Origin of the sequence: Alteromonas ponticola (genome assembly GCF_012911815.1) — a bacterium.
Taxonomy (GTDB): domain Bacteria; phylum Pseudomonadota; class Gammaproteobacteria; order Enterobacterales; family Alteromonadaceae; genus Alteromonas; species Alteromonas ponticola.
This window is the reverse complement of the sequence record NZ_JAATNW010000007.1, coordinates 34,320-60,828: the sequence shown is the minus strand read 5'-3', so window position 1 is coordinate 60,828 and position 26,509 is coordinate 34,320. Positions and strand designations below refer to the sequence as shown.

Annotated in this window: 25 protein-coding genes; 17 read left to right on the top strand and 8 right to left on the bottom strand. The window is 43.0% G+C overall.

The window, feature by feature from the left end; translation table 11 throughout:
- Positions 1-198 precede the first annotated feature (198 nt).
- From HCJ96_RS13400 to HCJ96_RS13380, 5 genes are all read left to right on the top strand, one after another.
- Positions 199-567 carry a hypothetical protein gene (locus HCJ96_RS13400; RefSeq protein ID WP_169211587.1) on the top strand — a complete coding sequence of 123 codons (369 nt, stop codon included), beginning with the start codon at positions 199-201 and terminating at the stop codon, positions 565-567.
- Positions 560-1,972: a sodium:solute symporter family transporter gene (locus HCJ96_RS13395; protein WP_169211586.1), complete on the top strand. Its 1,413-nt coding sequence runs from the start codon at positions 560-562 to the stop codon at positions 1,970-1,972. The genes HCJ96_RS13400 and HCJ96_RS13395 overlap by 8 nt, the downstream gene beginning before the upstream one ends.
- A 119-nt stretch (positions 1,973-2,091) precedes the next feature.
- On the top strand, positions 2,092-3,165 hold the full coding sequence (locus tag HCJ96_RS13390; protein ID WP_169211585.1) for an aspartate/ornithine carbamoyltransferase family protein: 1,074 nt from the start codon (positions 2,092-2,094) through the stop codon (positions 3,163-3,165).
- A gap of 30 nt (positions 3,166-3,195) precedes the next feature.
- On the top strand, positions 3,196-5,205 hold the full coding sequence (gene asnB / locus HCJ96_RS13385; protein WP_169211584.1) for an asparagine synthase (glutamine-hydrolyzing): 2,010 nt from the start codon (positions 3,196-3,198) through the stop codon (positions 5,203-5,205).
- Positions 5,206-5,379: 174 nt separating this feature from the next.
- A complete protein-coding gene (locus HCJ96_RS13380; RefSeq protein ID WP_169211583.1) occupies positions 5,380-5,736 on the top strand; it encodes a diacylglycerol kinase in 357 nt (118 codons plus the stop codon).
- Between the two features lie 38 nt (positions 5,737-5,774).
- On the opposite strand, the gene HCJ96_RS13375 is transcribed toward HCJ96_RS13380, so the two are convergent.
- The gene (locus HCJ96_RS13375; protein WP_169211582.1) at positions 5,775-6,131 is read right to left on the bottom strand and encodes a hypothetical protein; all 357 of its coding nucleotides are present in this window, start codon (positions 6,129-6,131) and stop codon (positions 5,775-5,777) included.
- A 319-nt stretch (positions 6,132-6,450) separates the two neighbouring features.
- Here HCJ96_RS13375 and egtB point away from each other — a divergent pair, with 319 nt between their 5' ends.
- The 3 genes from egtB to HCJ96_RS13360 all read left to right on the top strand — a co-directional run bounded on the left by egtB (position 6,451) and on the right by HCJ96_RS13360 (position 9,813).
- Positions 6,451-7,731: an ergothioneine biosynthesis protein EgtB gene (gene egtB / locus HCJ96_RS13370; RefSeq protein WP_169211581.1), complete on the top strand. Its 1,281-nt coding sequence runs from the start codon at positions 6,451-6,453 to the stop codon at positions 7,729-7,731.
- A gap of 24 nt (positions 7,732-7,755) precedes the next feature.
- A complete protein-coding gene (egtD, locus tag HCJ96_RS13365; protein ID WP_169211580.1) occupies positions 7,756-8,730 on the top strand; it encodes an L-histidine N(alpha)-methyltransferase in 975 nt (324 codons plus the stop codon).
- A gap of 93 nt (positions 8,731-8,823) precedes the next feature.
- Positions 8,824-9,813: a YihY/virulence factor BrkB family protein gene (locus HCJ96_RS13360; RefSeq protein WP_169211579.1), complete on the top strand. Its 990-nt coding sequence runs from the start codon at positions 8,824-8,826 to the stop codon at positions 9,811-9,813.
- A 34-nt stretch (positions 9,814-9,847) separates the two neighbouring features.
- Here HCJ96_RS13360 and HCJ96_RS13355 read toward each other — a convergent pair whose 3' ends face one another.
- Positions 9,848-11,566, bottom strand: coding sequence for an InlB B-repeat-containing protein (locus HCJ96_RS13355; RefSeq protein ID WP_169211578.1), 1,719 nt, complete (start codon positions 11,564-11,566; stop codon positions 9,848-9,850).
- 492 nt (positions 11,567-12,058) lie between these two features.
- Between HCJ96_RS13355 and HCJ96_RS13350 the strand changes: the two genes are divergently transcribed.
- The 6 genes from HCJ96_RS13350 to HCJ96_RS13325 all read left to right on the top strand — a co-directional run bounded on the left by HCJ96_RS13350 (position 12,059) and on the right by HCJ96_RS13325 (position 18,190).
- Complete coding sequence (locus tag HCJ96_RS13350) at positions 12,059-12,895, top strand: OST-HTH/LOTUS domain-containing protein (protein ID WP_169211577.1); 837 nt, start codon at positions 12,059-12,061, stop codon at positions 12,893-12,895.
- A 239-nt stretch (positions 12,896-13,134) separates the two neighbouring features.
- Entirely contained in the window at positions 13,135-15,510 is a 2,376-nt protein-coding gene (locus HCJ96_RS13345) for an McrB family protein (protein WP_246261413.1), read from the top strand.
- Between the two features lie 6 nt (positions 15,511-15,516).
- Positions 15,517-16,863 (top strand): McrC family protein, encoded by a 1,347-nt coding sequence (locus HCJ96_RS13340; protein ID WP_169211576.1) that lies wholly within the window; start codon positions 15,517-15,519, stop codon positions 16,861-16,863.
- Between the two features lie 193 nt (positions 16,864-17,056).
- The gene (locus HCJ96_RS13335; protein WP_169211575.1) at positions 17,057-17,254 is read left to right on the top strand and encodes a hypothetical protein; all 198 of its coding nucleotides are present in this window, start codon (positions 17,057-17,059) and stop codon (positions 17,252-17,254) included.
- Positions 17,255-17,393: 139 nt separating this feature from the next.
- On the top strand, positions 17,394-17,564 hold the full coding sequence (locus HCJ96_RS13330; protein WP_169211574.1) for a hypothetical protein: 171 nt from the start codon (positions 17,394-17,396) through the stop codon (positions 17,562-17,564).
- 470 nt (positions 17,565-18,034) lie between these two features.
- The gene (locus HCJ96_RS13325; RefSeq protein WP_246261431.1) at positions 18,035-18,190 is read left to right on the top strand and encodes a GIY-YIG nuclease family protein; all 156 of its coding nucleotides are present in this window, start codon (positions 18,035-18,037) and stop codon (positions 18,188-18,190) included.
- 134 nt (positions 18,191-18,324) lie between these two features.
- Here HCJ96_RS13325 and HCJ96_RS13320 read toward each other — a convergent pair whose 3' ends face one another.
- Entirely contained in the window at positions 18,325-19,494 is a 1,170-nt protein-coding gene (locus HCJ96_RS13320) for a hypothetical protein (RefSeq protein ID WP_169211573.1), read from the bottom strand.
- Positions 19,495-19,793: 299 nt separating this feature from the next.
- On the opposite strand from HCJ96_RS13320, the gene HCJ96_RS13315 reads away from it, so the two are divergent.
- The 3 genes from HCJ96_RS13315 (at position 19,794) to HCJ96_RS13305 (ending at position 22,145) form a co-directional block, all read left to right on the top strand.
- Complete coding sequence (locus HCJ96_RS13315) at positions 19,794-20,621, top strand: Mu transposase domain-containing protein (protein ID WP_169211572.1); 828 nt, start codon at positions 19,794-19,796, stop codon at positions 20,619-20,621.
- Positions 20,611-21,366, top strand: a complete 756-nt coding sequence (gene istB / locus HCJ96_RS13310) for an IS21-like element helper ATPase IstB (RefSeq protein WP_169211571.1) — start codon at positions 20,611-20,613, stop codon at positions 21,364-21,366. The genes HCJ96_RS13315 and istB overlap by 11 nt, the downstream gene beginning before the upstream one ends.
- A 281-nt stretch (positions 21,367-21,647) precedes the next feature.
- On the top strand, positions 21,648-22,145 hold the full coding sequence (locus tag HCJ96_RS13305) for a hypothetical protein (protein ID WP_169211570.1): 498 nt from the start codon (positions 21,648-21,650) through the stop codon (positions 22,143-22,145).
- Between the two features lie 668 nt (positions 22,146-22,813).
- Here HCJ96_RS13305 and HCJ96_RS13300 read toward each other — a convergent pair.
- The 5 genes from HCJ96_RS13300 to HCJ96_RS13280 all read right to left on the bottom strand — a co-directional run bounded on the left by HCJ96_RS13300 (position 22,814) and on the right by HCJ96_RS13280 (position 26,504).
- On the bottom strand, positions 22,814-23,062 hold the full coding sequence (locus HCJ96_RS13300; protein WP_169211569.1) for a hypothetical protein: 249 nt from the start codon (positions 23,060-23,062) through the stop codon (positions 22,814-22,816).
- 46 nt (positions 23,063-23,108) lie between these two features.
- Complete coding sequence (locus HCJ96_RS13295) at positions 23,109-23,345, bottom strand: hypothetical protein (RefSeq protein WP_169211568.1); 237 nt, start codon at positions 23,343-23,345, stop codon at positions 23,109-23,111.
- A 36-nt stretch (positions 23,346-23,381) separates the two neighbouring features.
- Positions 23,382-23,528, bottom strand: coding sequence for a hypothetical protein (locus HCJ96_RS13290; protein WP_169211567.1), 147 nt, complete (start codon positions 23,526-23,528; stop codon positions 23,382-23,384).
- Between the two features lie 310 nt (positions 23,529-23,838).
- Positions 23,839-25,587 carry a TniQ family protein gene (locus HCJ96_RS13285; protein WP_169211566.1) on the bottom strand — a complete coding sequence of 583 codons (1,749 nt, stop codon included), beginning with the start codon at positions 25,585-25,587 and terminating at the stop codon, positions 23,839-23,841.
- Positions 25,584-26,504, bottom strand: a complete 921-nt coding sequence (locus tag HCJ96_RS13280; protein WP_169211565.1) for a TniB family NTP-binding protein — start codon at positions 26,502-26,504, stop codon at positions 25,584-25,586. Before HCJ96_RS13280 ends, HCJ96_RS13285 begins: the two co-directional genes overlap by 4 nt.
- Positions 26,505-26,509 lie beyond the last annotated feature (5 nt).

Sequence of the window (26,509 nt, the reverse complement as noted above, 5' to 3'; positions counted from 1 at the left end):
TCCTATAGAAGATTTCAGAGTAACAAAAACACGCGTCAGGAAAAATTAACGATAATCGGATACCTTTGAAGGTAGATTGACTTTGATTCCAGTGCAAATAATTAGTAGGCTAATTTAAAGTATTGGAAAAGGATACGAATGCAGTCAGACAATCTGTGCCTTACTCGCAACGTTTTTATTCTTCTTGTTGGGATACTTATGTCTTCAACGGTCGCGCACGCGGCTGAGCGTTCGCAAGCCTACTCAAGTAATGACGGTGTGATCACCGTTCCCTGGCAATCTGACTACGCCACCTATAATCACTTTCATATTCTTGATGCCACAGGCAGCAAACAGTCAACCTATCCCGTGATCGCAGGTCAGGGCTGGGTAGTCAGTGGCTTGCCCAACGGGAACTACGACGTTGTGTTATCTTCTGCAAACAGTGAGCGCCTGATTGGCAATATCAGGGTTGAGCATTATTCGCTACAAAGTGCGTTTACTTTGTTTGCCATTGGCGCACTAATGTTTGCCTATCTGATTTTTACCTTACTTAAACACCAGAGAAGCACCTCGTCCCATGACTGACTTTACACTGGCATCGTCTAACGCGCTGGCAATCTTAATCGTATTTGGGATTGCCTGGATCTTGTGGGGCTGGTACCTGGGTAGAAATAATCGGACCATCGATGATTATGCATTAGCTGGCAGAAACGTCGGTTTTGCTATGGCGACGGCCACTGCCATGGCGACCTGGATCACCAGCAATACAACGCTGGTTGCGCCGCAACTTACCTATCAGTTTGGCGTGTGGGGCATGCTGGGGTACAGCATGGCGGCGTTAGGCCTCATTCTGTTCGCACCGCTGGCGGCAAAAATAAAACAACTACTTCCCAATGGTTTCACCAGTGGCGACTTTATCTACCAGCGCTATGGCAAAGCAGCGTGGATGGCGTTTATGGTGATCTCGTTATGTTACGCACTGGGCTGGTTGGTCAGCCTGGGCATGGCGGGCGGTTTATTGCTATCGTCACTCAGTGATCTTGACTATTACACCGGTATGACGGCGATCTTAGTGATCTGTGTGGTATACACCTTACTAGGCGGCCTCAAAGCGGTTATCGCAACCGATTTTGTGCAGTCTATTGTCATCATCGGCGGGGTGGTGTTCATCGCCTGGGTGTGTATCGATGAAGTAGGCTTTAGCACTATTCACACTAACCTGACAACAAGCCAGCCTGAATTATTAAACCTGCTGTTCCCAGCCGCCATTATGTTTTTCTTTAATAATGTGTTTTTTGGTATTGGCGAAATTTTTCATTCCAATGTGTGGTGGTCAAGGGCGTTTGCCTTTGCACCGTCGGTGGGTAAAAAGTCCTACCTGACTGCCGGCCTTTTATGGTTGCCCATTCCCATCGTAACGGGTTTTATTGCACTGGCTGCAGGCAGTTTAAATTTGTCGCCACCCAGCGCTGACATGGTCGGCCCAATGGTAGCCGCGGTGCTGTTAGGCAAAATTGGTGCGGTATTTATTTTCATCGTGGTTTTCTCAGCGCTGGCCTCAAGCATGGACTCGTTACTGGCAGCGACCTCAGACCTGCTTACCCAGGATATCGCTAAACGCGTATTCATGCCAAAAGCCTCTTCTGACAAACTGTTACGGGTGAATCGCCTCATTATTATCGGCCTGGGTATCGCCACCTGGTGCGTGGCCGCGCTCAAGCTCGCTACCTTAGGAGCATTATTAAATTTCACCGGCGCCTTCGTAGCCGCTACTATCTGGCCTATAGTTTACGGTATTTATCAGCCAAAACTGAGTGGCGGTTATGCGGCCATCGCAATGGTTACAGGCACGGTTGCCGGGTTAATAGGGTACTTCATGATTGGCTTTTATGTTGCTGCAATTATTTCATGCGCTGTGTCGCTGGTAGTTTGTCGCATTGGCATAGTTCGCAGCCAGTCTTATTTTACGTGGCATAGTCTTAAGGAGTAGCGCATGTATCTATCAGAAACGGTGCTCACTTTGCTGGTTTATGCTTGTTTGATCACAAGTTGCGTAAGTCCAGTACTGCTTTTGTATTGGCTTATCCAAGATATTAAAGGTAAATCGTTATGGTAAAAGCCGACTTAGAAGCGGTGGTTAAATTCAATCGGGAGCGGCCGGATGTGTACGGCAACGCGCATCCGAAAAACCTGCTTCGGGCAATCCAGGAAGACGGCGATCACTTAAGTAAACTTAGCAGTCGACACATCTATTCAATTGATCAGTTTGAACGCGAGTCGCTGTTTCAACTGTTTCGTCTGGCCGCTAAATATGAAGCCAATCCGGATCGTTTCGGCACGTCCTTACAGGGTAAAATTTTAATCTCTGCGTTTTATGAACCCAGTACGCGTACGCGCTTATCGTTCGAAAGTGCCTGGCACCGACTGGGCGGCGACATTATGTCGATTACTGATCGTTCCACCACAGGGATTGCAAAAGGCGAAAGCCTGGCGGATGTAGGTGAAATGTTCAACAACTACGGTGACTGTGTTGTGCTGCGCGACACTAACGCCAATTCGGTACGGGAAATGATGAGTGCGCTGAGGATCCCGATCATCAATGCCGGTAACGGCACTGATGAACATCCCACTCAGGCAATGGCCGATCTTTACACTATCTTCAAATGGAAACCTTCTCTTATCACTGAAGAAGGCAGTGAAAAGATTAATTTGTGCGTGGTTGGTTTACCGTCAAAAATGCGTACGGTACGCAGTTTACTAAAATTAGTGGCACTGTTTCCTGAGTGTTTTGGGCAGGTCACCATTGTTAATGACCAAAGTATGGAGACCATGTTTGATGAAGGGCAGGCAACCCAATTGCTCGACGCTGGTATAGATCTGCAAACCAGTGACTGTCTTGACGATGTTTTGCCCGACGCCGACGTGGTGTATATAAATGCCATCGCCTGGGAAGGCAATTCGTTTAATCAGTATGGCAAGCAATTTCATATCACCAGCGATTCGCCTTTGAAAAAAAGCGCGATTATTTTACACCCCTTGGCGCGCGGCGCCGAGCTGTGCTGCAGCCTGGATAGTACCGAACACAATTGGTATTTTGCCCAGGCAAGGGGAGCGGTTTTTTTGCGACAGGCGCTTTTGACCTGTCTGGTTCAGCGTGCCGAGCGCGTGCTGGATATAGTTTAGATTCAATTCACTAAGGAGAAATAAGCAACTATGTGTGGCATTGCCGGAATTTTTACTGCCTCCAAAGAACACGCGATAGACTCACAAACTTTGGTGAATATGGCTGCGATCATGAACCATCGTGGCCCCGATAACTATGGCTATTGTAACCCTGCCGACATGGGTGTGGGTATGAGCCATGCGCGGCTTTCAATCAATGATCTGGATGAGAATCGAGGCCGCCAGCCCTTTTGGCTACATGGTGGACAGACTATGTGTGTACATAATGGTGAATTTTATGACTACCAACGTTTACGCACAGACTTGCTTGCCCGCGGAAAACCCTTTACCAGTAAGAGTGATTCTGAAGTGCTGCCAGCTTTGTACGAGTGCTTTGGCATGGATGAAACGCTAACGAAGCTGCGCGGTGAGTTCGCGTTTGCGCTGTATGACGAAGCGCAGGACTGCTTGTATCTGGTGCGCGATCGTTTTGGGATCAAACCCCTATATTGGACCCAGACTGGCGATTCACTGGTGTTTGGCTCAGAAGTGAAAGTCATCCTGGCGCACCCAGAGGTAAAAGCCGAACTGGATTCAGAAGGCCTGTTTCACCAGCTTATTCAGGTGATGGTTCCAGGAACCACTGCGTTTAAGGGAATTCAGCAGGTGGAACCGGGCCACATGCTCAAGGTAACCCGACAAGCTGGAAAGCTTAACATCGAGACAACCAAATACTGGGATATGGCTTTTCCCGCCATCGGTGAACGCGAAGAGCATCCTGATGAGTATTACGTTGAAGGTGTGCGCCGAGAACTGCTTGATGCCGTGCAACTGCGCTTAACTGCCGACGTACCTGTGGGGTGTTATCTTTCCGGTGGTATCGATTCTTGTGCCATTCTGGGGCTCGCGTCAGGCTATTCGCAATATCCATTGAAAGCATTTACCATCAGCTTTGATAACGTTGAATACGATGAAGCTGAAATCGCCACCGAAATGGCACAATCGGTTGAAGCAGATCAGGAAATTCTTAAACTGAATGCCGAATTGTTGTACAACAATTTTGCCCGCACCATCTGGCATACCGAACGCACCATATACAATACACTGGCCGTGGCCAAACTGATGATGAGTCAGCAGGTTCGTCACGTTAACTACAAAGTGGTATTAACCGGCGAAGGTTCAGATGAATTGTTTGCGGGGTATCCTGCATTTCGTAAAGACATGTTTTTGCATGGTATGGAAGGGCTTGACGCCAGTCAGGCGACAGAATGGCGTGAGTCTTTGGAAACTTCAAATGAACTATTCAAAGGTGCCATGTTGCCCAAGGATGAGTACACTTCTGAATATCTAAACCAGATCATCGGCTTTACTCCTAGTTGCTTGCAGCCGTGGTTGGGCTGCTCTGATCATGCCAGAAAGCTTATTCACCCTGAACACCGCGAAAATATTAAGGATTATGAGCCAGGGGCAGCCATAGCAGGCAAACTCGATCCTGACCAACTTACGGACAGACATCCGTTGGATAAGGCCCAATATGTATGGATTAAAACCATGTTGGAAGGGCAGATTTTAACCTGGGGTGGCGACAGGGTAGATATGGCTAACTCAATGGAAGCCCGGCCGCCGTTTCTCGATCATAAACTGGCTGAATTTGCTGTTACCATTCCACCTGAGATGCGTATTAAAGGCAGTAAAGAAAAATATGTATTGCGTGAAGCAATGAAAGGGGTGCTTCCACAAACGCTTTATGAGCGTGAGAAATTTGCTTTTATGGCACCCCCAGCGCATACGGATAAAGCAAAGTGGGACAAACTCAAACATTTGCTTAATGAGTTTGCCAGCCGTGATAAAGTACAGCAAGCTGGTTTACTTGATGCAGACTACCTGGAATCTCTGATTGCCAGACAGGAATCAGATGATACGCCTGTTTCAGATAAGGTGCAGATTGATGCAATTCTCAACCATGCATTGGGCGTAATGCTGTTACATCACTATTTTGTCGCCAGAGATGTGCCCAAATACGCGTACGAACAAGCGCAGTCGTTGGGCTGGGTAGTTTAAATTTAACCCTTATTCACCTCTAAAAATGGCCGGTGACTCCGGCCGTTTTTTTGAACTTTTTGATGACAGGTGGTTGACCTCTTTTCGCCGCTGTGATTAAAGTAAGCTTGTTAACCAATACATCATTAACAAAACCCTTTTTCCAACAATAATAAAGCGGTTTACAACAAGCTTATGACCTCAAAGCATACTGGTTTCCCTCGCTTATATTTCGCTACTATTTATTCCCTGAAAGGACTAAAGGCTGCTTTTTACAGTGAACCCGCGTTTCGACAGGAACTGGCTGCCATGGTGGTGCTGATCCCCATCGCCTGTTTCGTGGATGTCAGTGTAGTGGAAAGAATTTTACTCATCATGAGCCTGTTTATTGTGCTGATTGCAGAACTACTTAACAGTGCGGTGGAAGCGCTGGCGGACAGGGTCAGCAGCGAAATTCATGTGTTGATAGCAAAGGCAAAAGATATCGGTTCTGCCGCCGTGTTTATGAGCCTGGTTCTGGCGGCAATTGTTTGGTCAATGATCCTGATGTAACCCTGCGCCAGTGCTTGGATAGCCTGGTGAGGCAAAACCTAGAACGACGAGACTTTTTGTCCGTCAGGAAGCTTGGCATTTAGCATATCGGCAACCGAGCTGGAAATAAGTTTAAAGTGGGAGCTATGCACCCGCGTTTCAACTGGCTCCTCAAAACTGATATGCGTAAACACCATATCCTCGCCACTGGACGTAACTTTTACTGACAACGTTTTATCTGCGCCTACCACAGGTATCTCTATACACAGAGGCTCGTTATGAGTTTCAACATACTTCTGAGCATCGTCGCTTGAACGAAAGGCCGGTTGCTTTTCCGGATGTAATTTCCAGTTGCTGGTTTGTTCCATCAATGCAATTAAGGTTTTGGCGTGGTGTTCCGTAATTTCTGAGACCATGTGAGCTCCTTCGCTATTATCGAATGAAATTTCATACGCTTGGCTGCAGCATAAAGTTCGTGTCGTAAAAGTTAATAATTCCTCATGGGATAAATTTGCAACTTCTCAATAATCCACCATGCTTAGTACTGGGTATCAGCGGGCGTAGTGTGCTAAGCACGCTGCATAAAAATTTGATTGAGCGTCATTACTCTGACACCGGGCTATTTAGTCCGACGAGCACGCCAGCGCGGGCCTAAACCTGTCAGATGACGGGTTAAAAGTAATAACGAACAATTAACATGTAAAAAGTAGACTAATAATCAAGCATCGTACACACATGAAAGACACTGTTTCTTTTTCTGAACTGACTGCACATCAACGCCTTCAAAGACGCTATCAGCGTGTACGGCAGATGTCGTTGTGGCTGTGTAAGCCGCTTTTAATTGAAGATTACGGGCTGCAGGCTGCTGCTGAAGTTTCGCCACCTAAATGGCATCTGGCGCATACTACCTGGTTTTTCGAAACCTTCTTGCTAAAACCACACAGTCCCGGATATCAAGCATATCACCCTGAGTTTGAACGTCTGTTTAACTCCTATTACCAGGGAGTAGGGCCGCAGTTTCAGCGCCCCCACAGAGGGCTTCTGTCCCGGCCCACGTTAGAGCAGGTCGAAAGCTATCGAAAGAGGGTAGATGACGCCATGATGAGGCTTATCGAAACCCTTCACCAACCAGATATCCTTGCGCTCATCGAGTTAGGTCTTCATCACGAACAGCAACATCAGGAGCTGATGTTAACCGACATTAAGTTCAGCTTTTCTGCCAATCCGCTCTTACCTGTCTACTGCGATATACCTCTAACCAACGCCGAAAACGCCAATTCAGCGCTAAACTGGACTGCATTTAAGCATGCCACCATTCGCCAGGGATTTAGCGATGACGGGTTTCATTTTGATAATGAAACGCCGGTACATGAGGTGATTGTGCCACCGTTCAAAATGGCCAACCGATTAATTACAAACGAAGAGTTTTTACAGTTTATTGACGATGGCGGATACCACGATCCGTTGTTGTGGTTATCAGACGGCTGGCAAATGAAGCAACAACTAGACTGGTCCGCTCCGTTGTACTGGCAGAAACATGATGAGCAGTGGCATGAATATACACTTCACGGACTTGCGCCGCTATTACCGGCAAGCCCTGTGACCCATGTCAGCTATTATGAAGCGGAAGCGTTCGCACGATGGGCGGGCAAAAAGCTGCCCACCGAATCCCAATGGGAGTATGCAAAAACCACGACAGAAACTGAAGGTGACGAACAGCTACTTATCGAGGGGGAGCAGCCCATTTTTCACCCAGCTTCAGCGGGCAGTTTAACGCAGCTGTCACAATTATTTGGTAGTTGTTGGGAATGGACGCAATCAGCGTATTTACCCTATCCCGGATACCAGCCAATGGCAGGGGCAGTGGGTGAATACAATGGCAAATTCATGTGTAACCAAATGGTATTGAAAGGGGGCTCATGTGCCACCCCCGCGGATCACATTCGGTCGTCTTATCGCAACTTTTTTTACCCCAAAGACCGATGGCAGTTTAGTGGTATCCGACTCGTTGAATAACACCAAATCTATTGCGAGAAAACTATGAAATCTGAAGCCGTGTTACCCCGACCCGCTATTGAATTTTATGACCTTTACCCCCCGAAGGATGATATCCGTGCAGATGTAATTACAGCATTATCTTCCACCCCCAAATCACTTTCACCAAAATACTTCTACGACCAGAACGGCTCGCAGCTTTTCGATCAAATTTGCGAATTACCGGAATACTATGTGACCAGAACCGAAATCGGGTTGCTGCAAGAGTTTGGTGACGAGATTGCCGCATTGATAGGGGAACGCGCCATTTTGCTGGAATTAGGGAGTGGTAGCAGCACGAAAATACGTACATTACTGAATGCGCTAAAACCCAAAGCGTATGTCGCCATGGATATCTCAAAAGCGCATTTGATCAATGCCGCTACCGTTCTTGCTGAAGATTTCGACTGGCTTGATGTGCATGCTGTGTGCGTGGATTTCTCTGCTCCGTGGCAATTACCGATGGAGATCGAGGGTAAGCGCACGGCGTTTTTTCCCGGTTCCAGCATCGGCAATTTTACCCCCGCAGAAGCATCTTGCCTGCTTAAGCAAATAAGGCAGCTGGTGGGTCAGGGAGGTGAGTTACTTATCGGTATAGATTTAATTAAAGATACGGCAGTGCTGGAGTCGGCCTATAACGATCCCCAGGGGATCACAGCAGCGTTCAATAAGAACCTGCTGATAAGATTGAACCGCGAATTGGATGCAAACTTCAACCCAGACAAATTTCGTCATGCGTCGATCTGGAATGAAGCTGAGAGCCGCATAGAGATGCATTTATTCAGTAAAGAAGATCAGGTGGTTGTTATTGATGGTGAGCTTTTTCGTTTCGAGAAAGGCGAGTCAATTCACACTGAGAACTCTTACAAATATTCATTACCCGGGTTTGCTGAACTGGCTTCAGAGGCGGGTTTTCAATCCGTTAAGGTATGGCAGGACCGGGATAAGTTATTCAGTGTGCATCTGCTAAGATGCAATTGATTTATCGGTTATTTTTAAAACATCGTATAAGGCTTTTTAAATAATTTGCCCGTACCGAACTGATATCTGAAATCGTACATTATGGATTCACTGATGAGCAAAAAGTCTGCAAGCCACGCTGATTCAGCAATCGAGTTTTCTCCGCGCGCCTGGTGGCGAATTGGTAAGCGAACCTATTCAAAGATGCAACAGGATAATTTATCGCTTATCGCTGCAGGCGTCGGATTTTATTTTTTGCTAGCCATATTTCCGTTCCTGGCCGGTTTAATATCGTTGTATGGGCTTATTGTTACGCCTGATCAACTTGCAGAACACATGAACTTTCTGATCACATTTTTACCACAGGAAAGCAGGTACATACTTGAAGAGCAATTAGAACACCTCATTGGCAATTCAAGCCAAGCGCTGGGTACCGGGGTAATTGTAAGTTTACTGCTAACCCTGTGGAGCAGCAGTAAAGGAGCGAATGCATTGATCACCGCCTGTAACATTACCTATTCGGAAACCGAAGGGCGCAGTTTTATCGGGTCGATTATCGCCAGAATGGTTTTGACAGTGGCCATTATCCTTGCGGTGATCGTCGCACTCGTTTCTATCACTGTGTTACCGAAAGTCATTACCATATTGTCGGGTTATAAACTTTCTGATCAGGCCGCCAACTGGATAACCTGGCCGATTTTAGTGCTAATGTTTAACACCGGCTTGGCAGCACTTTACCGCTACAGCCCACATCGTTCGCGCGCAAAATGGCGTTGGGTAACCCCTGGTTCTGTCGTCGCCACCGTATTCTGGATCGTTTTTTCGTTTGCTTTTTCCTATTATTTGAAAGAATTCGCTTCGTACAACAAAACCTATGGATCTGTCGGTGGCATTATTATCTTACTGATGTGGTTTTATCTAAGTGCCTACATCATTCTCATAGGCGCAGAATTGAATTCTGCCATGGAATACCAGACCGAAAAAGACAGCACCTCAGGAAAACCAGCGCCAAAAGGAGAGCGGGGCGCTTATGTCGCGGATCATTCCCCTGATGAAAAAGAAGTGCCGCCTTCCGAAGATAATAAAATTCAAAAAGCCCAATAAAAAAGGGGCTAACTGTTAGCCCCTTTTGCAATCCTTATGGATTGTCATCATCGTAGACAAGGTTTGGATAGGTGTTGACCAATACATCAAGCTGGCTTTCTTCCGATGCCGTAAACTCGTTTTGCAGCAAATCGATAGTCGCTTGTGTATTCGTAATTCCTGATAGCCCGGTGGGCACAACGGTCAGATTATTGTTTGTTAACAATAGGGTAGACAGCCCTGGGTTATTGGACACATCTATTGCATTCAACAGGTTATTGTTAATGCTTAAATAGTTCAAAGCGCTGTTGTTAGAGATATCAATAGTAGTCAACCCGTTGCCATCCAGCGTTAGCGTGGTAAGCGCAGTATTCGCGCTGACATCCACAGTGGTAAATATATTGTCCATGAGATTCAGCGAGGTCAAAGCGGTATTGGCTGATATATCGAGCGTTGAAAAGTTATTGTCTGGCAGGTCCAATGTGGTCAGTTTAGTATTATTTTGTAAATCGATAGTGCTTAAACCGTTACCAGAAAGCCTGAGTTCCACCAGTTCAGGGTTGTTAGACAAATCAACGGTGGCACCCGCACCGCCAAGGCTATTGCTGCTGGCACTTAACCCTCTTAAATCGGTGTTGTTGCTTACATCCAGACTACTAAGGTTATTGCTAGACAGGTAAACCGTTTTAAGCGCAGTATTTGCAGATAAATCAATTTCTGTTAGCGCATTAGCACCAGCATGCAGGAAGGTGAGGGCGGTATTGGGAGTAATATCCAGCGTTGTCAGGTTATTATTCGATACGGACAAATCAACCAGGCTTTCATTTCTTTCCAGATCAATCCCAGTGAGATTATTGAAACTGATATTAAGCACTTCAAGACGAATGTTGGTAGATAAGTCAATACTGTCGAGCTCATTCTCATAGGCTTTCAGGCTTCTTAAACTGTGCACCCGGGAGACATCAATCGACGTCAAGGCATTTGACCATGCGTTAACACGTTGCAAGCGACGATTATTAGTCAGATCTAGCGAGGTTAACGCGTTCGACTCGATATTTAGCTCTTCAAGGGACGTGAACGCAGCAATACCGGTAATATCGGTTATCTGTCTGCCTGCACAGTTTATCACTTCTACATCTTGTGCATATTCTTCTTCGATAGTGTCTTCCAGACACAGCTTAAATCTGAAATCTGCGACCGCGTCTATTGCGGCAGCCGCTGTGACCTTGTTTTCACACGTCACCACCACATTATCGATATCTTCCGATGCCGTCTGTTCACCGTTTTCGATAGCACAATTCTGGCTGTCTGGTTCATTGGCGATCGTTATATTAAAATCTGTAAACTGGTTGACACTAAATTCAAAATTTCCGTCTTCAGACAGTTTTTGCGTTTTGTTGTCCAGTTTCAACGTAATTTCACCATTAAGGCCACTTACGGTGCCAGAGACCATAATTTGAATTGGATCAAATCGCGCGGTAATAGAGCAGGCGCTTCTAATTGCACCTGTAGTATATTCCGAACCTTCTAATGTGCCGCCACAACCAGTCACGTTTTTAATTTCAAAGCCGTTATCAGGTGTGACGGTGAACGTAGTTGAGCCACCTGTAAGCACGGTAGCTGAACCAGGAGAAATTGTGCCGCCTTCATCAGCTGTAGCCGTGACCGTGTAGTTAGTTGGCTCTGGCTCAGGGGCGGACGAATCAGAGCCGCCACCACCGCACGCCGCAAGAAAAATTGAAGAAGGTATCAATACGAGTAGATTGCGTTCCATTAACGTAATGCTCCAGGTTATTAGAGTAATAGCTTATTAACGATGATTACTGATGGGGAATACTTCTGGATTACATTTAACTTGCTTACACACAATTAAGTGACCATGGGCGCTTAAGTCGCTGCAGCATTTTCACCACCATTGATGGCAACTACATTCTAGCGCTAGAAATGAATCCCCTGCGAAATAAGGGATTGTGGTAAGAAAACGCAAATAGAGATTTTGATAAACTCAATTAACTGTTAGAAAAAATGTTCAATTCCAAATAACAGTTAGAATTTTTCGACATAGCCGCAAACCTAGGTGAGCAGTGAAGGTATCCTTAAATACAAAGATTAAACATTCGGCTTGTTGTTGCGCTATTTACAATACGCCTAGCTTTACCAAAACTCAACTTCTTATTCAGTTTGCTCCATATCGTAAATACTGTATTTAATTTATGATTGAGATTACATGTCGGTTTAAGATGAACTTATAAACGGAGGGATTATATTGGTTAAAGTCTCAGTCAATGAGGTCCAACAAAAGATCGGAAGAAATATGCTGCTCTTCCAACAACTAGAATACTTGCTAAAGCACATCGTACTAAATGGAAACATCTCCGGTCATATCGGAAATTTTCACGCTAAGAGAGCAAAACAAGTTGAAACTGTAAGCACGCAGACCTTGGGAAAGCTTGTAAGTCAGTACATTGACGATATACATGACGCATCGGACACGGAAGATGAAGTTTTCGCCGACAAGGACGAAGCTCACATTTCATTCAAGTTCCGAATAAGTAGTGATTCAGCGTACTTTGAAACAAAGAAAGTCGCCTTATCCAGATTGGTTAATGAACGCAACGAACTGGTTCATCATTTTCTACCGTATTTTAAGCCTGACTCACCTGATAGCTGCCAAGAAATAGCTCGGAAACTCGATGCGCAAAGTGAAACAGTACGACATGAAATTAACAATTTAAGTATGATCGTAAAGTCACTCGATGAAGGAAGAAAAAATTTGCTTGCCTTTATCAGCTCTGAAGAAGGTAAAAAGAATCTTGAATTGCAGTTTATTCAAGGAAGCAGGCTAGTCGTTTTACTTCAAGAAATTGCGGAGCAGGTGCATCGCGATGACGGCTGGACTCTGTTGAGTATTGCAGGCCAATTATTGAAACAACATGCTTCAGAGGAAATTACTCTTTTGAAACAAACCTATGGTCATAAAACGCTTAAAAGCCTCGTCATAGCTTCTGAAGTGTTTGATGTTCGTGACGAACGTACTGATAACGGTGGAGTAAGAGTATTGTATAGGTTGAAAACTAAGTCTGAATCACGTCTGAAACCCTAGCCATTTCCTAATAATGCAAAAGACTTCCTTCTCAATGTCAGTGAAAAAGTGACAATCTACCGCCCAAGTACTCATTTAAAACTTAAAATAGATGGTTGAATTGAAAGACTATACTACTGAAGTTAAAAGCATGGTACAAAAGGAGCCCTGAAACCTGTTGAAGATTAAAAGCTGTATTATCAGTAGCTTGAATATGTCTAAAAACTAGGAACTAACAATAATTAGTAAAGGAATAATACATGCCGCAATTCAATTCGATTCCAGAAATGATTTCTGAATGCTTCGTATATGAGCAAGTTGGCGAAAGTAGGTGGTATCCCGCCTATAAGGAAACCGTTGAAAAGGTTAAATCATCACCGATTAACGATGAAATCTTAGAGTTACTTTGGTTTAAACGGGACAATGCCGTTTCTAGCCTCATGCAAGGCAACACGTCTAAAATTGAATTTACTTCAGCAAAGGAAACTTTAAGAACTCTCACAGAACAAATTCGCCAAAATCCAAGTTCTGAAACTTACGCTAAATCCGTAGCTGCCATTGAACAACTGAAAAGTGAAGGTGTCTTTCGTTTTGCGTACCGGGCATTATTAAACCGCGTATTTGCCGCTTATATGTCGGATAAATTAACTTCTTGTGTGAAAGAAGAGGATTTCAATAATGTCGCCCAATTTATCAATACGCATTTTGAGTTGGGTTTAACACTCGATGGTAATTGGTTTGATAATAACATAGAACTAAAAGCTGCACTTCGAGCAAATGTTCCGGCTGATGTGGACGATTTAAAAATTAATGTCGCAGTTTGGAACTTGGTCGAGATGCTCAAAGCTGAGTCTGATATCAAAGATGGCATAGTTAAAAAGGAAATTTCTGCGCAAAAGGTAGAGCCGCTGGATTTAACTGTACAGCAGTATAAAGCAGCGTTAAATAGTGCAGATGTGCTTAATGATGAGAGCTTAAGTGTGCTAAAGGGATTGTATCAATTACCCGAAGCCAAGGCGACAAGTTCTCAGTTAGCAAAGGCATTGAGCCTAAAAAGCCACGCCGCCGTGAATGGGATTATTGGCAGATTAAGCAAACGAATTGCTCGTTTTTTTGATATAGAAAAAGATGATATTCGCAACCGCTTTACTGGATGGTGGCAGCTCGTGGCTGACGGAGAGGAGCATCAGAATGGCTTCACTTGGCAGATGAAACCTAATCTAATGATTGCGTTAGAAGAGCTAAATCTGGTTGCGAAAACCAATGATTTAGCTGTACGAGAGAAAAAGGTCGTACCGTATTCCCCTCAGCCACTCAACCAAATATTTTATGGACCACCGGGCACGGGAAAAACCTACTACAGTATTGAGGCTGCGGTAAGGGCCGCTGAACCTGCATTTAAGTGGGAAAGCCGCGCTGAGTTAAAAGATAAGTATGATCAATTGGTAGCTCAAAAACGCATTCAATTTGTCACATTTCACCAAAGTTACGGCTACGAAGAGTTTATTGAAGGCCTAAAGGCTGTTTCAGAGGACGGCAATATTAGTTACGAAGTTCAATCTGGAGTGTTTAAACGCATTTGTACAAGTGCGGCTAACAACTTGGCTAAGTCATTTCAGAGTGGGCGCGTCGGGTTTGAAGCCAGTTGGGAAATTTTCTTAGACACCTTTGATGATGACCAAGGAGTGACTATTCCAACAAAGAAGTCATCCTTTCGTATAACGGAAGTGACAGATACCACCATTCATTTCGAGAAAGCACAAGGGAGCAGTAAACACACTTTAGCCATTAAGACGCTCAGAGAGGTGTTTAATGGCACAAAGGTCATTAAAGGAGGATTGAATGTTTATTACCTCCCTCTGGTTGAGCATTTAAAAACACTAGTTAGCAACGTTCCTGCTTATCAACCAGCGCAAAACTATGTGTTGATAATAGATGAAATAAACCGAGGAAATATTTCAAAAATTTTTGGCGAGTTAATTACTTTGATCGAGGAAAGCAAACGTTCGTTTGGTGCAAGTAATGAAGCTATTGAAGTTTCTCTTACCTATTCAGGTGATCCTTTTACCGTTCCCAATAACTTATACCTAATCGGGACGATGAATACAGCGGACCGCTCTCTTGCGATGATGGATACCGCGTTGCGTCGTAGGTTTGAGTTTATTGAGATGATGCCGGACTACAATACGCTGACTGACCTATATGTAAAAGGTATCTCTTTGAAACGACTCTTAGAAACCATCAATATGCGTATCGAAGCACTATATGATAGAGAGCATACACTGGGTCACGCATTCTTTATACCTGTAAGCGAGGCTCTTAAAGATAAAGGAGAAGAGGCAGCATTCAAAAATCTTCAAGAAGTAGTACAAAAGAGAGTTCTTCCGCTACTAGAAGAATATTTTTTCGAAGATTGGAACAAGATACGCTTGGTACTCGGCGATAACCAGAAGCAAGATGAGCTTCAGTTCATTACGGAGACTTCATATAAATATGATGAGTTGTTTGGAGCCAACCACGGACTGGATAATTACGTGACCGAAACGAAATCTTTTGCGATTTCACCGTCTACGAGCAACGTCTGGGATAATCCCGCTACTTATATTCATATTTACTCAGCGCAATCTGAATTGTGATATAAAATGGAAAGGTTCATACAAGTATTTGAATTTGGTTATATCTGTTCGGGTGAAAATACTGGTTTTAAAGATAATGTCAGCGTAGTGCCTGAATCAGCCTATCGATTTCTGCGGTTATTGAGCTTAGATGATAGCCAGCATTCACAAATATTGCGCCTGAAAAGTCTAGGTGGCTGCGAAGTATTGCAATTCCAAAATTACGTTGGCGTGCTTATTACACCCGATGGCTTTCAGATAGAAATTTTACCCAAGGTAGCCAAATTAACTGAGCATGAGAATGGACTTGTGGAGTCACGCTTAGCGTTACTGAACATGTTACGCTCCTTGGGAGAGTTTCGACACATTCAGAGTAATTTAGCAAATGTGATGGAACAGAAAATGCCTTTATTGGAGGTGTTTGTCGCGCAGTTTTTATCATCAGTTAACACGGTTGTGAAGCGCGGTATTAAGCGCGATTACATAAATAAATTTGATAATCTTTTCTATTTAAAAGGAAAACTGCAAGTCGCTGATCAATTGAAACGTAATCTCATACAGCGACAAAAATTTTGCGTCGAATATGATGAGTTCAAGCCTGACATCCCTGCTAACCGTTTGATTAAGGGAGCTCTTCAAAAGGTTTTGTCATTTACAAGGTCACAGCAAAATCAGCGGCTAGCAAGAGAATTAGAATTCGCTTTCAACGATGTTGGTAAATTGACGAGTTATGATTATAGCGAGGCATTGCATACGGGCGTGAATAGAGGGATGGAGTATTATAAGCCTGCTGTTGCTTGGGCAGAAATGGTCCTCAGGGGCGTATCGCCATTATCAATGCAAGGTCGAGCAAATGCTTTCTCATTACTATTTCCATTGGAGTCAATTTTTGAAAGTTACGTTGAACGAGTTTTACAGATAATTTTGCCTGCGTTTATGAATGTTAAAGGGCAACTACAGACAACGTATCTCGTCCATTTCAACACGCAGCGTATGTTTAAGTTAAAGCCAGATATTGCGGTTTATCAAAATGAAAAACTTGTTTTCGTGATGGATACAAAGTGGAAATTAATCGATGCCAGCAAAAACAATGGCTCAGATAAGTTTATGTTGGCCCAAGCTGATCTCTATCAAATGTTTGCATATGGCCATAAATATTTAAAAGGTAGTGGCGATTTAATTCTGATCTACCCGATGAACTCAAAATTTAAAGAGCCATTACCATATTCTTTTAAATATTCTGATGATTTGCGACTTTGGATTGTACCATTTGATGTTCACCATCAAACACAAGATGAATCCCGTATTAAATGGCCCCAACCACTGAAATCTAAGTTACTTCTACCTCAAGTAGAGTTGCATTCTCTGATTTAGGTGATGTTTCGAATAATCAAGTACAGCCCATGGATACAATCAATATAGGTAAAAAAAGTGTTCAAGCGGAATGTTGTTTGTGGTGTATAGCTGCTATTCAGGATAATGAGAGGGCAAAACTTAACGATATATCTACACCCAAAAATTCCTCATTTTGGGCTACGCTAAATAAAATATTTTAAAGAGCAGCGAAATGACCAAAGACGAGCAACGCGAAAAAATTCTCACACTCGTAGAGCACTGGGCAGGAAGCAGAGAGAATGCGGAGAAATGGTATCAAGAAGTGAACCTTCCTCCATTAGGCTGCACAGCAAAAGTGGCGATTGAAAACAATCAATTCGATGTCCTCGTTAGTTATATAGAGGCAATCGGGGCTGGTGGTTATGCGTAAACATGCTGACATAAAAAGTTAAATAATAAATAAAATCAGCATTTTAAGAGTAGTAACAAATTTTCCCGCAATATGCAACTTGCGCGAAAATCACAAGCTAGTAAAGTGCTTCTATACCCTACAAATTGAGTATTATCTTATGACCAATATGAATGATGACATAATTTCAAAATCTGCTGTGTTGGCCTTAGAAATTAAAAATCAATATTTCGTTGATGAAGGGATAGTGTCCATTAAAGGAGCGTACACTATCGACGATGGTATAGTCTCAAAGCCCCAGAACGCAAAAATCGATAACGATATCATTTAATTTGAATTTGTAAGCGGATAGTCATTCCTGTTGTCAAAATTTCTTTCTCGCAACAGAGTTTTCAATTTGGATACAGAGGAAAACACTTCTTCAAAAAATCTAGGTGATAGCGCTGTTAGAGTCATGATTAAGTAATCATACAGATTTATTTTGGTAGTTTAGGTCGATTGGCTTAGGTCGGTTAGTTGTTATTTAATCTGGCAACTTTAAAACAGAGCGAGATCAAAACTGACAGTCTCTTGTGTACGTAAAGCAGACCTTGGTGAACCTAGAAAACTGAGGTCATTGCGGCGCAGGCCGCAACCTCCCTAGGCTACCTGACTGCTCTTAAACAGTACTTTATTCAATTCATCAAGCATTTTAATCTTTGATTACACTACTCAAACGGAGCTTGAGATTGAAGTCGCCAGCTATTTACATTGTTACAAATACTCACGACAGTTTATATCGGTGTTACTAGCAACCTGCTGATGAGAGTTTGCCTGCATAGGAATAAACCAATTCAAGTCTTCAGTACTAAGTATAATCTGACCAAATTAATGTACCTTGAACAATTCTCGGATATGGAATCCGCTAATCTGAGAGAAAAGAGAGTGAAGCAATGGCATCGTTCGTGGAAAAACTGATTGACATCATTACCAACATAGCGGAAAAGTGACTTAAAAAGCAATGAAGATAAGGTGTTAAATCTTATAATTGCCTGGCACAAATCAATAACCCTCAAAGTATTTTTCTGTGTGGTGACCTTCTCTTTCTTACTTTAGAGTGAAATATCACTTCTTTTTTGTGCCATCACTTTCTTTTTGTAATCATCCAAGAAGACTTCAAGTTTTCTTTTCGACCTCTCTTCTGATTGACTTAAAAGCGTTTGGGAACTTGCACTAACCATTAACATAGTCCCCTCTGGAGATTGGTTAGTTCTAAAGCGAACAAGGATTTTATATTTCTCCTCAGGCTTACTCTTACTTAAGTAGTGCAGCATTTGTTTTGGCGAAAGGTCATTTTCAAACACTACATATTTATCGCCGCTAGAGCCTATTGCTGGATGCCCAATTCTGTCTGCGTACAAGTCCTTTAATTGTGCGGCGGTAACATTCTCATAAAATTTCTGTATTGTATAAGAAGTGATAATTCCATTTTGCTCCGTATGGGCATTTCGCAGGGTCCAGCCATCCTCCAACTCTATCGGGCTGTCATCTATGGAAGGAGATACTCCCATTGTGAAATGCTCTTTTGATTTAGCGATTTCAGGTAGAAGCGCATTAAATTCTTCCCTCTCATTTAAAGGTACGTGGTTTTGCAAGGTCGTGATTGTCTCGTTCACGCTTTGAATAACATGATTATAAAATTTGGCATAAAATTTAACGTCGCCGACCACCTGAAAGAAGGTAATAGACCCTGGTGGATAGTCTTCCGTGCTGATGCTGGCGGGATTAAACCATGGATTTTGGTCACCAATATTAATGCCACCAAAACCAAGGTTCATGAGAGTGTCATATAAATCGGCTTTATTTCCTTGTAATTGCTGTTTGTTGTCAGAGTGGATGCATAACACAAATCCACTCTCAGGTAGTTCGGCACCTCTATTAAACTTGCTTATCCTGACACCCATGCTCCTATAGCGACTAAAAAATACATCTTCTGAGCCATGAGCTATAGCAAAATATTGCCGTTTACCCTCCACCTCTGAAAGTTGTTTTGCTGCCAGAATAATTTCTCTAAGCTGATTAAATTCTGCTTGTCTTTGTCCGCAAGTTCTCTTTAAGCCTTCTTGCCCAATGAGGCCGCTTTGGTTAATCGGAACACTAACAACGTTCGATTTAACCCCATTATATTCAATCTCGATAATATTTGGTGAGTCGCTTGCGGATAGCGAGCCACTAACTGATGAGAGCGAAATTAGTAATGTTGCGAGAATGTATAGTTTCATGACAGTTCCCTTGCAAGGTTGTGGGTATTTTTTATACAGACGTTATTGAAGATAACAGAAAAAGGGCAAATATCAATATTGTGCTTATAGCCTTATTGAGGGGGTGAAATGTGAGAAAAAAGTAAGTTCGTCAGCAACGAAAGTAAAGCGATCTAACCTAGCTTTAACAACCCAATTTGCATTTCGCATATAGCTTAAAATTAAAAACCCTTCAGCCTGTCGATTTAACAAAAATATATTTCATCGTGATTAAATGTCTGGTAATCACTCGTAAATTTCTTTCAAAAGCTAATAACTGATTGTCCGTATCATGCCTTGGATGGGAAAAAGGCCAGGTAGAGAAGTATGTCCAAGACAGCCGCAATACTCTGTGGAATAGCCTGCCTAGGGTTGACTCGCTTGATGCACTGAATGGATGGTTGGAAGACGCTTGCCGCCAGCAGTGGCAAAACCAACTTCACCCGGAGTACGCAAAACAAACCGTAGAACAAATCTGGCAGTCGGAGCAGTCGCACCTAATGGCGATTACGGCACCGTTCGATGGCTTTATCGAACAGACCAAACGTGTATCATCAACCTGTCTTGTCATGTTCGAGCGTAACAAATACAGCGTTCCAGCCAGCTATGCTAATCGCTTAGTCAGTTTACATGTGTATCCTGTCAAACTGGTGTGTATTGCCGAAGGGAAGCAGGTTGCAGAGCATAACCGTGTATTTAGTCGTGACCATAACCATCCGGGTCATACAGTGTATGACTGGAAACATTACCTGCTTGTCGCCCAGCGTAAACCCGGTGCACTACGCAATGGTGCACCGTTCGAAACCCTGCCGGAAGCCTTCAGTCAATTGCAATCACAATGGTTAAAGCGTACTGGTGGTGACCGTGACATGGTGGATATCCTGTCACTAGTGTTGCATCACGATGAGGGGTTGGTTGAACAAGCCATCACTGAATCACTCAAAGCCGGGCTAACATCTAAGCCGCATATTATTAACTGCCTCAATCGGTTACTACAGCCGCAAACCCCGGAGCCAGTGCCACTGGATAACCGACTGAAATTAACCATCGAGCCTACCGTAGATACAGCCCGTTATGAACAGTTGAGAGGCACCAAATATGCACATTGAAGCATTAATCCATACCCTTAAAACGCTTAAACTTCATGGCATGATGCAAAGTATACAGGAGCTATCGGCGCAGAACTCACCCGCCTATCAGCAAGCGCTGCCTATTCTCACCACCTTACTAAAAGCAGAAGTCTCCGACCGGGAAGTACGCTCCATCGCGTATCAAATGAAAACAGCCAGATTCCCCGCCTATCGCGATTTATATGGCTTTGACTTTACTGAAAGCACCGTGGACACCACGCTGGTAAAAGGACTACATCGGTGTGAGTTCGTACAGGACTGTCAGAATATCGTTCTGGTAGGCGGGCCTGGCACCGGTAAAACGCATCTGGCTACAGCTATAGGTGTGCAGGCAATTCAACACCACCACCTCAGAGTTCGCTTCCTCTCTACCATTGAGCTGGTTAATCAATTGGAGCAGGAGAAACTACAAGGCCATGTGGGTCGTACAGCTAACCGACTTGCCTCTGTCGATATCATTATCCTCGACGAGCTTGGCTATGTGCCGTTCAGTCAGGCGGGAGGCACCTTGCTGTTCCATCTGCTCAGTAAGCTCTACGAGCGAACCAGCATCATCATCACAACCAACCTCAACTTCACGGAATGGTCGAAAGTGTTTGGTGACGCAAAGATGACAACCGCCTTGCTGGACAAACTAACGCATCATTGCCATATCATTGAAACGGGTAACGATAGCTACCGGTTTAAACAATCATCACAGCGAACTAAGGGGAAGAATAACTAGTAAACACAGCAAAAATGTGGCATTAATTTAACCAACATGGTGGATCAAATTCAATGCAAACAGTGGATCAGATTTAGCTGCAAATCAACAACTTGGGATGAACGGCGTAGTAAATAGCTAACAAACAGTCCATCTAAGGACGTAAAATGCTTGGCCTAAATATTTGGAACGAAGTGACTGTGGTGGTATATTGTACAGTTCCCCCTAATTATGCAAGTATTCTTCTCAAACAGTAAGTTTGGGCCAGCCTCTCAACGCTAACCACAAGGGAAAAATAGCGAATGGAAAACAAAAATAATATCGGCACAGAGCAGTTTGCGCTTTATGCAACTGGCTTGGGTGGAGCGATATCAGTTGCATCAGCTGGTGGTGCTTACGACTTCATCGATATGGCGATAGGAATAATACTATTGGCGTTAATTTTACCGGCACTGCGGTCACCCGATGTCAGTGATACAGAGCGCAAAATTGCTTCAGCAATCGCTGGGATAACACTGATACTTATTTTGGGGGCGTTTATTGATAACGCATATTATCTTTTGCCGTATTCAGCGACTCCAATGCTATGGGAGCAAACAGTTTTTCTACTCTGGTACGATAAATTAACAATTTTGATAGTGGAGAAACAGCTTGGCTATTTTCTTCTTTGGGGATTGTGCTCCGCATATTTTTATCTACGATTCAAAAGAATTGCAGATTCGCAAGTTGACGCTCCAGAAGAGCAACTGTGCTGTGAAAGTTCAAGTGCGCTCGAAGTAGTTGAAGATAAACACCAGTAGGGGGGCCCATCACCTAATCGGGGCTTAATAATTTAACGGCAATATTCTGGAGTATTCACGCCAGAGGCATACCCTTGTTGCACTAAACTGATTACCTCCTCACGAACCTGACACATCTTTTGTTTCTTATTCGCTAGATTGACATCCAGTAAACGAGACTTTTTTGCTTCACTTAATGTTGAGTCGTTGAACTACATGTGGGCGGCTTTTGCGGCTTCCATGTAGTAACTAAACGCATTTTCGAGTGCTGGATCCTCGACAGATTTAAGCATATTGGCCAAATCCACTATGCCACTACAGCTTGTTGAGTTGTTTTAGTTTGCGCAACATCCTGCTTCACGTTTAATTGGTCAACGGGCTGTTCAACAATTGAGTGGGTAGCTCCTTTTACGAACGAGCTACAATTGCCGTTGATTTGTGCAGGCGTATGTGCACAATTAGTTGGTAGCAATTGAGCTAATCAAGCAAGAAAAAACGAATAAAACTTGGGATAGCTGCCTCGAAAGCAAACCATCTTCAGATTTTCTAGAACTAGGTTCACAGCGTCACTCCGAAAGAGACGATCTAGATTAATTACTGCTGTGCGCAAACAACTGTCTGTCAAATGAAGTCAAACCATATTTATCGAACTGGCAGATCAGATATGAGCTACTACCACTAGGACCTCATTATTCCTTGCTATTAACCAGTTCACATAATGTCGAATGGTTGCGGGCAAATTCTGCTATCTTTGCGTCGGTACGCTTTATATCCTCCTCGTACCGGCAGAAGAATTTCACAATCTCATTACCATCATTGCAAACAGCGCGAACATCGTTTAATGAACCGTCTATATTCCACATGTTGCTGTCTAGACTATAAGCTTGTCTAGCACGAAATTTATCTATAGCGATGCGATTGATAATATTTTCAACCATTTCAGGGATCCGAGCTTTCAATGATGAGTGGCAATACGGCATGATGTTATCGAACGAATTTATGTAACAGACTAAAAAGCGAATGAAACTGGGATTCTTTAAATTTGCCTATAGAAATCCTATAGTCGGGTGTGATTCGCTGCAAATCATTAGGAAAATCATGGTTCATTCCGTAAAGTATTTGTTCCTCGCGAAGCCATTCAGTGGGCAAAGCGCCACCTTCACTAACGCGTTTAACTTTACGTGCGAGTGCGAGTACATCTAAAACGTCATCATTTTTCATGCTGTTTTCCTATTGCTAGATGCAATTATAGCCAATCTACGGTAATGCAACCCGCGATTCGAGTAGCTTAATCAATGTATCGTCAAAGTAAGCAAACTTATCTTCAATTTCGAGATTGATGATTTTATGAAGGTATTTTTCATCCGTGGATCTTTTTATCCGCTCTATATGCATATCCTCCATGACGAATATCTTGTCGGCCCAACTTAAAAGCTCTTCGGTGCACAAAATCGTCTTATATTGTTTACAATATTTTTCGCTTAAACCAGCCGTTCTAAAGTTAATTTCAGGGAATCTACTGCGAAAATAATTTTCTGCCGTTCTAGAGCGATTTAAATTCGATGTGCACAAAAATATAACATTCATAAACAATAACCCTTGGCGTTTTATTTCGATTTAACAAAATTAATTAAACCCAATACAAAGTTTCTGAAAAGTATCCTCTATTTGCCTACTCCTGTTAATTTGAAACAAATAGGTACAAGAAAAAATTCTAGTATTCATGTGGTACATTCATATCATAATTACTAAAGCAATCCTCTATACCTTCAAAAATCGAGTCACCGTCATAGCGATACCACTTTTTTTGAATAAGTCTTTTGGGAATTTTGCTGAGAAGTTCGCTTAACCTGCATCGAACATGCTCATCTATTTTTACAAACCAGTATCGTTTTCTTATGGATGGGCTATAGATGAACATTATTGAAGGGCGGTGACCATCACTTCTTAAAATCTCAAAAATCTTACTAAGAGGAATCTTGTAAAGCCAAGCGATTCTATTTATAGGAACATAGCTTCCAAAGAAAGCTTTCAGTGAAGCTTTGTCTAATTGAAGTGGAACTGTTTTTCCGTACTTAGCGTTGAGTATGCCAACGCCTCTAGTCATTAACTCTTCAATCACATCTTCTGGTACAAGCAGAATTTCTGCAAATTCTGCAATTGTTATATGATCCTTGATTATCGAGCGTGTGTTTATAAACGCTAAAAGTGACGATGATTCAATGAAGATACGACTTCCTTCAATCAATTGCTTATCATCAAACTGAGCTTCAATTTCACCGTTAATTATGCTTACAAAAATATCGCCTTTTGTCAGTCCGTAAGCTTTTAAAGCTTGTTCTGATAAATGGTTAAAACAGAAGTGTTCACCGCCCGAATGTAAGTGGTAGGCAGCTAAGCAAGCGTTGATCCGTTCAACGGTAGATTTAAAACAAAATATCGCGTGGTTCAGTACCCTCGTATTACTTATCGGTACACAAATATCCATTTCAATTAATTTGTTCAACGTGACGCAATCGAGGCCAAATACCTTAATAATTTGTCTGCCAGTGCAATGCTCCTCAATAGCTTCTTCATCATCACTCATCACTACCAACCGTTTTTGCGGGAGCATTTTTACGGAAGAAGATGACAAAGCTTCTAGTTGTGACTTGTTTAGTCCAAATCTAGTTAAAGGTACTGTCGGCCCAAACTCCTCGACACATTCAGTTATGGCGGTATTCAGTACACCTATCTTTTCTTCAAGCAAAGGGGAGAGTAGCTTCCAATTCTTGCTATGCCGCGAATACAACATTTCTTTATATTGGGGAAAGGCTAAAGAATCTGTCACCATCATGAAAGCACAATCGAAGGCCTGTACAATCTCTTTGTTGGTTAGCTTTTTCCAGTCAACTGGGGCAGATAATAAGTCCCATGGCCTCGCAATAAGACCAGCCACAATGGACAGATTGCTCAAAAACTGATTCGGATCTCTCTGTTTGTAAGCAAAATCATTATATCTTGAGCGACTGGTGATGCTACTTGCTTTTAATGGGGCTAAACAGCTTTCACATTCTCGAAGAAGTGGTGATAAGATCTTTGTCGTGCAATGAGGGCAGTGGTCAATTAGTTCTGTGCCATGTATGGAACAGTGTGTAATATACGGAACTTGATGGTCAGAGCGATGTGGTTTTCCCTCATTGAGGCAATTAGGGCAAATACGCAACTGCGGGATAATATCTTCGAAAAACGTAAATTCGAAAGAAGCAATATCCGCCTTGTTGCCAAATGGGCTAATGAGAATACTAATTGCCTTATTGGCAGGTTGTTTTTTTATAAACCAGTTTTTTACTGGATTATATCCACAACTCTTCAAAAGTAATTCAGATGAAAGCCAGCCATGTGAATGCGCTATATCTTCGCAATAGTGGAAGGCTGACTCTCCTCTAGAGGGCAACCTAAACGTGGATTCTGGATTTTTCATGAAGCTTTTCCTGAAGCTTTTAACATGTTAGTGACTTTCAATTCATCCTCTATTGCCGCGATATCCGCGGTGAATGGAGATATATTTGTTTTTTTTATTTTTTTTGAAAAAAATTTGTATGAGCTTGCTAACCTTGCGAGTGTTAATGGTTTGATATCACTTGGGGCAGTCAAGAAACCTGTAGCGTCGTCTAATAAGTGAACAAAGAGGCGTAAGTCTCCCCGGGTTGCAGCGAAAAAGCGAAGGGCAATTTCATATTCATCCAGATCCAACCCAGAAAAAGAGTGTATTTTTAAGAACGAAGATATAAATCTTGTAGTTCTCGCTTGGTTCGTTTCATTGTTAAACTTCATATAGTTAATGCGAATGATATTTGGGTAACGGGAAGCAGCTTGCTCATTATTTTCAGCCAATTTGCTGACACCCGTTGTACCAACAAATACACATGCAATTTTAAACTTGTCGGAGATTAGTTTTATATCGTCTAGGGTTTGCCGAACAACTTTAGCACTTCGTTTTTCAATCAATTGTTGGAATTCATCAAAAATTAAAACTTTTACTTGTTTGCGCACAAGTTGCTTGTAAAGGCGATCTCGTAAATTTTGTAAAGTCCCAGTATACGGGGCGTGATCACCTAGTTCAGCGAGTATTTCTGAATAATAGTCTTTAGTGCCGGGATTATTCGGGGATTTAACCAAGTAGACTGGCGCAGGTAAGCCATTTTTAATATATTGTTTATTGATTAACAGCTGCTCACGTTCACAGGTTGTCGTTTTACCAACACCTGTTGGCCCCTCTATAATCAAGCCACTGGGGGCATTTCTCCCTACTGAACGCAGGCAATATTGTAGTCTCTCTTTTATCACTTTCGTAAAATGTGAATTAATGTATATTTCGTGGTGTGTTGGTTGGCTCATTGTCT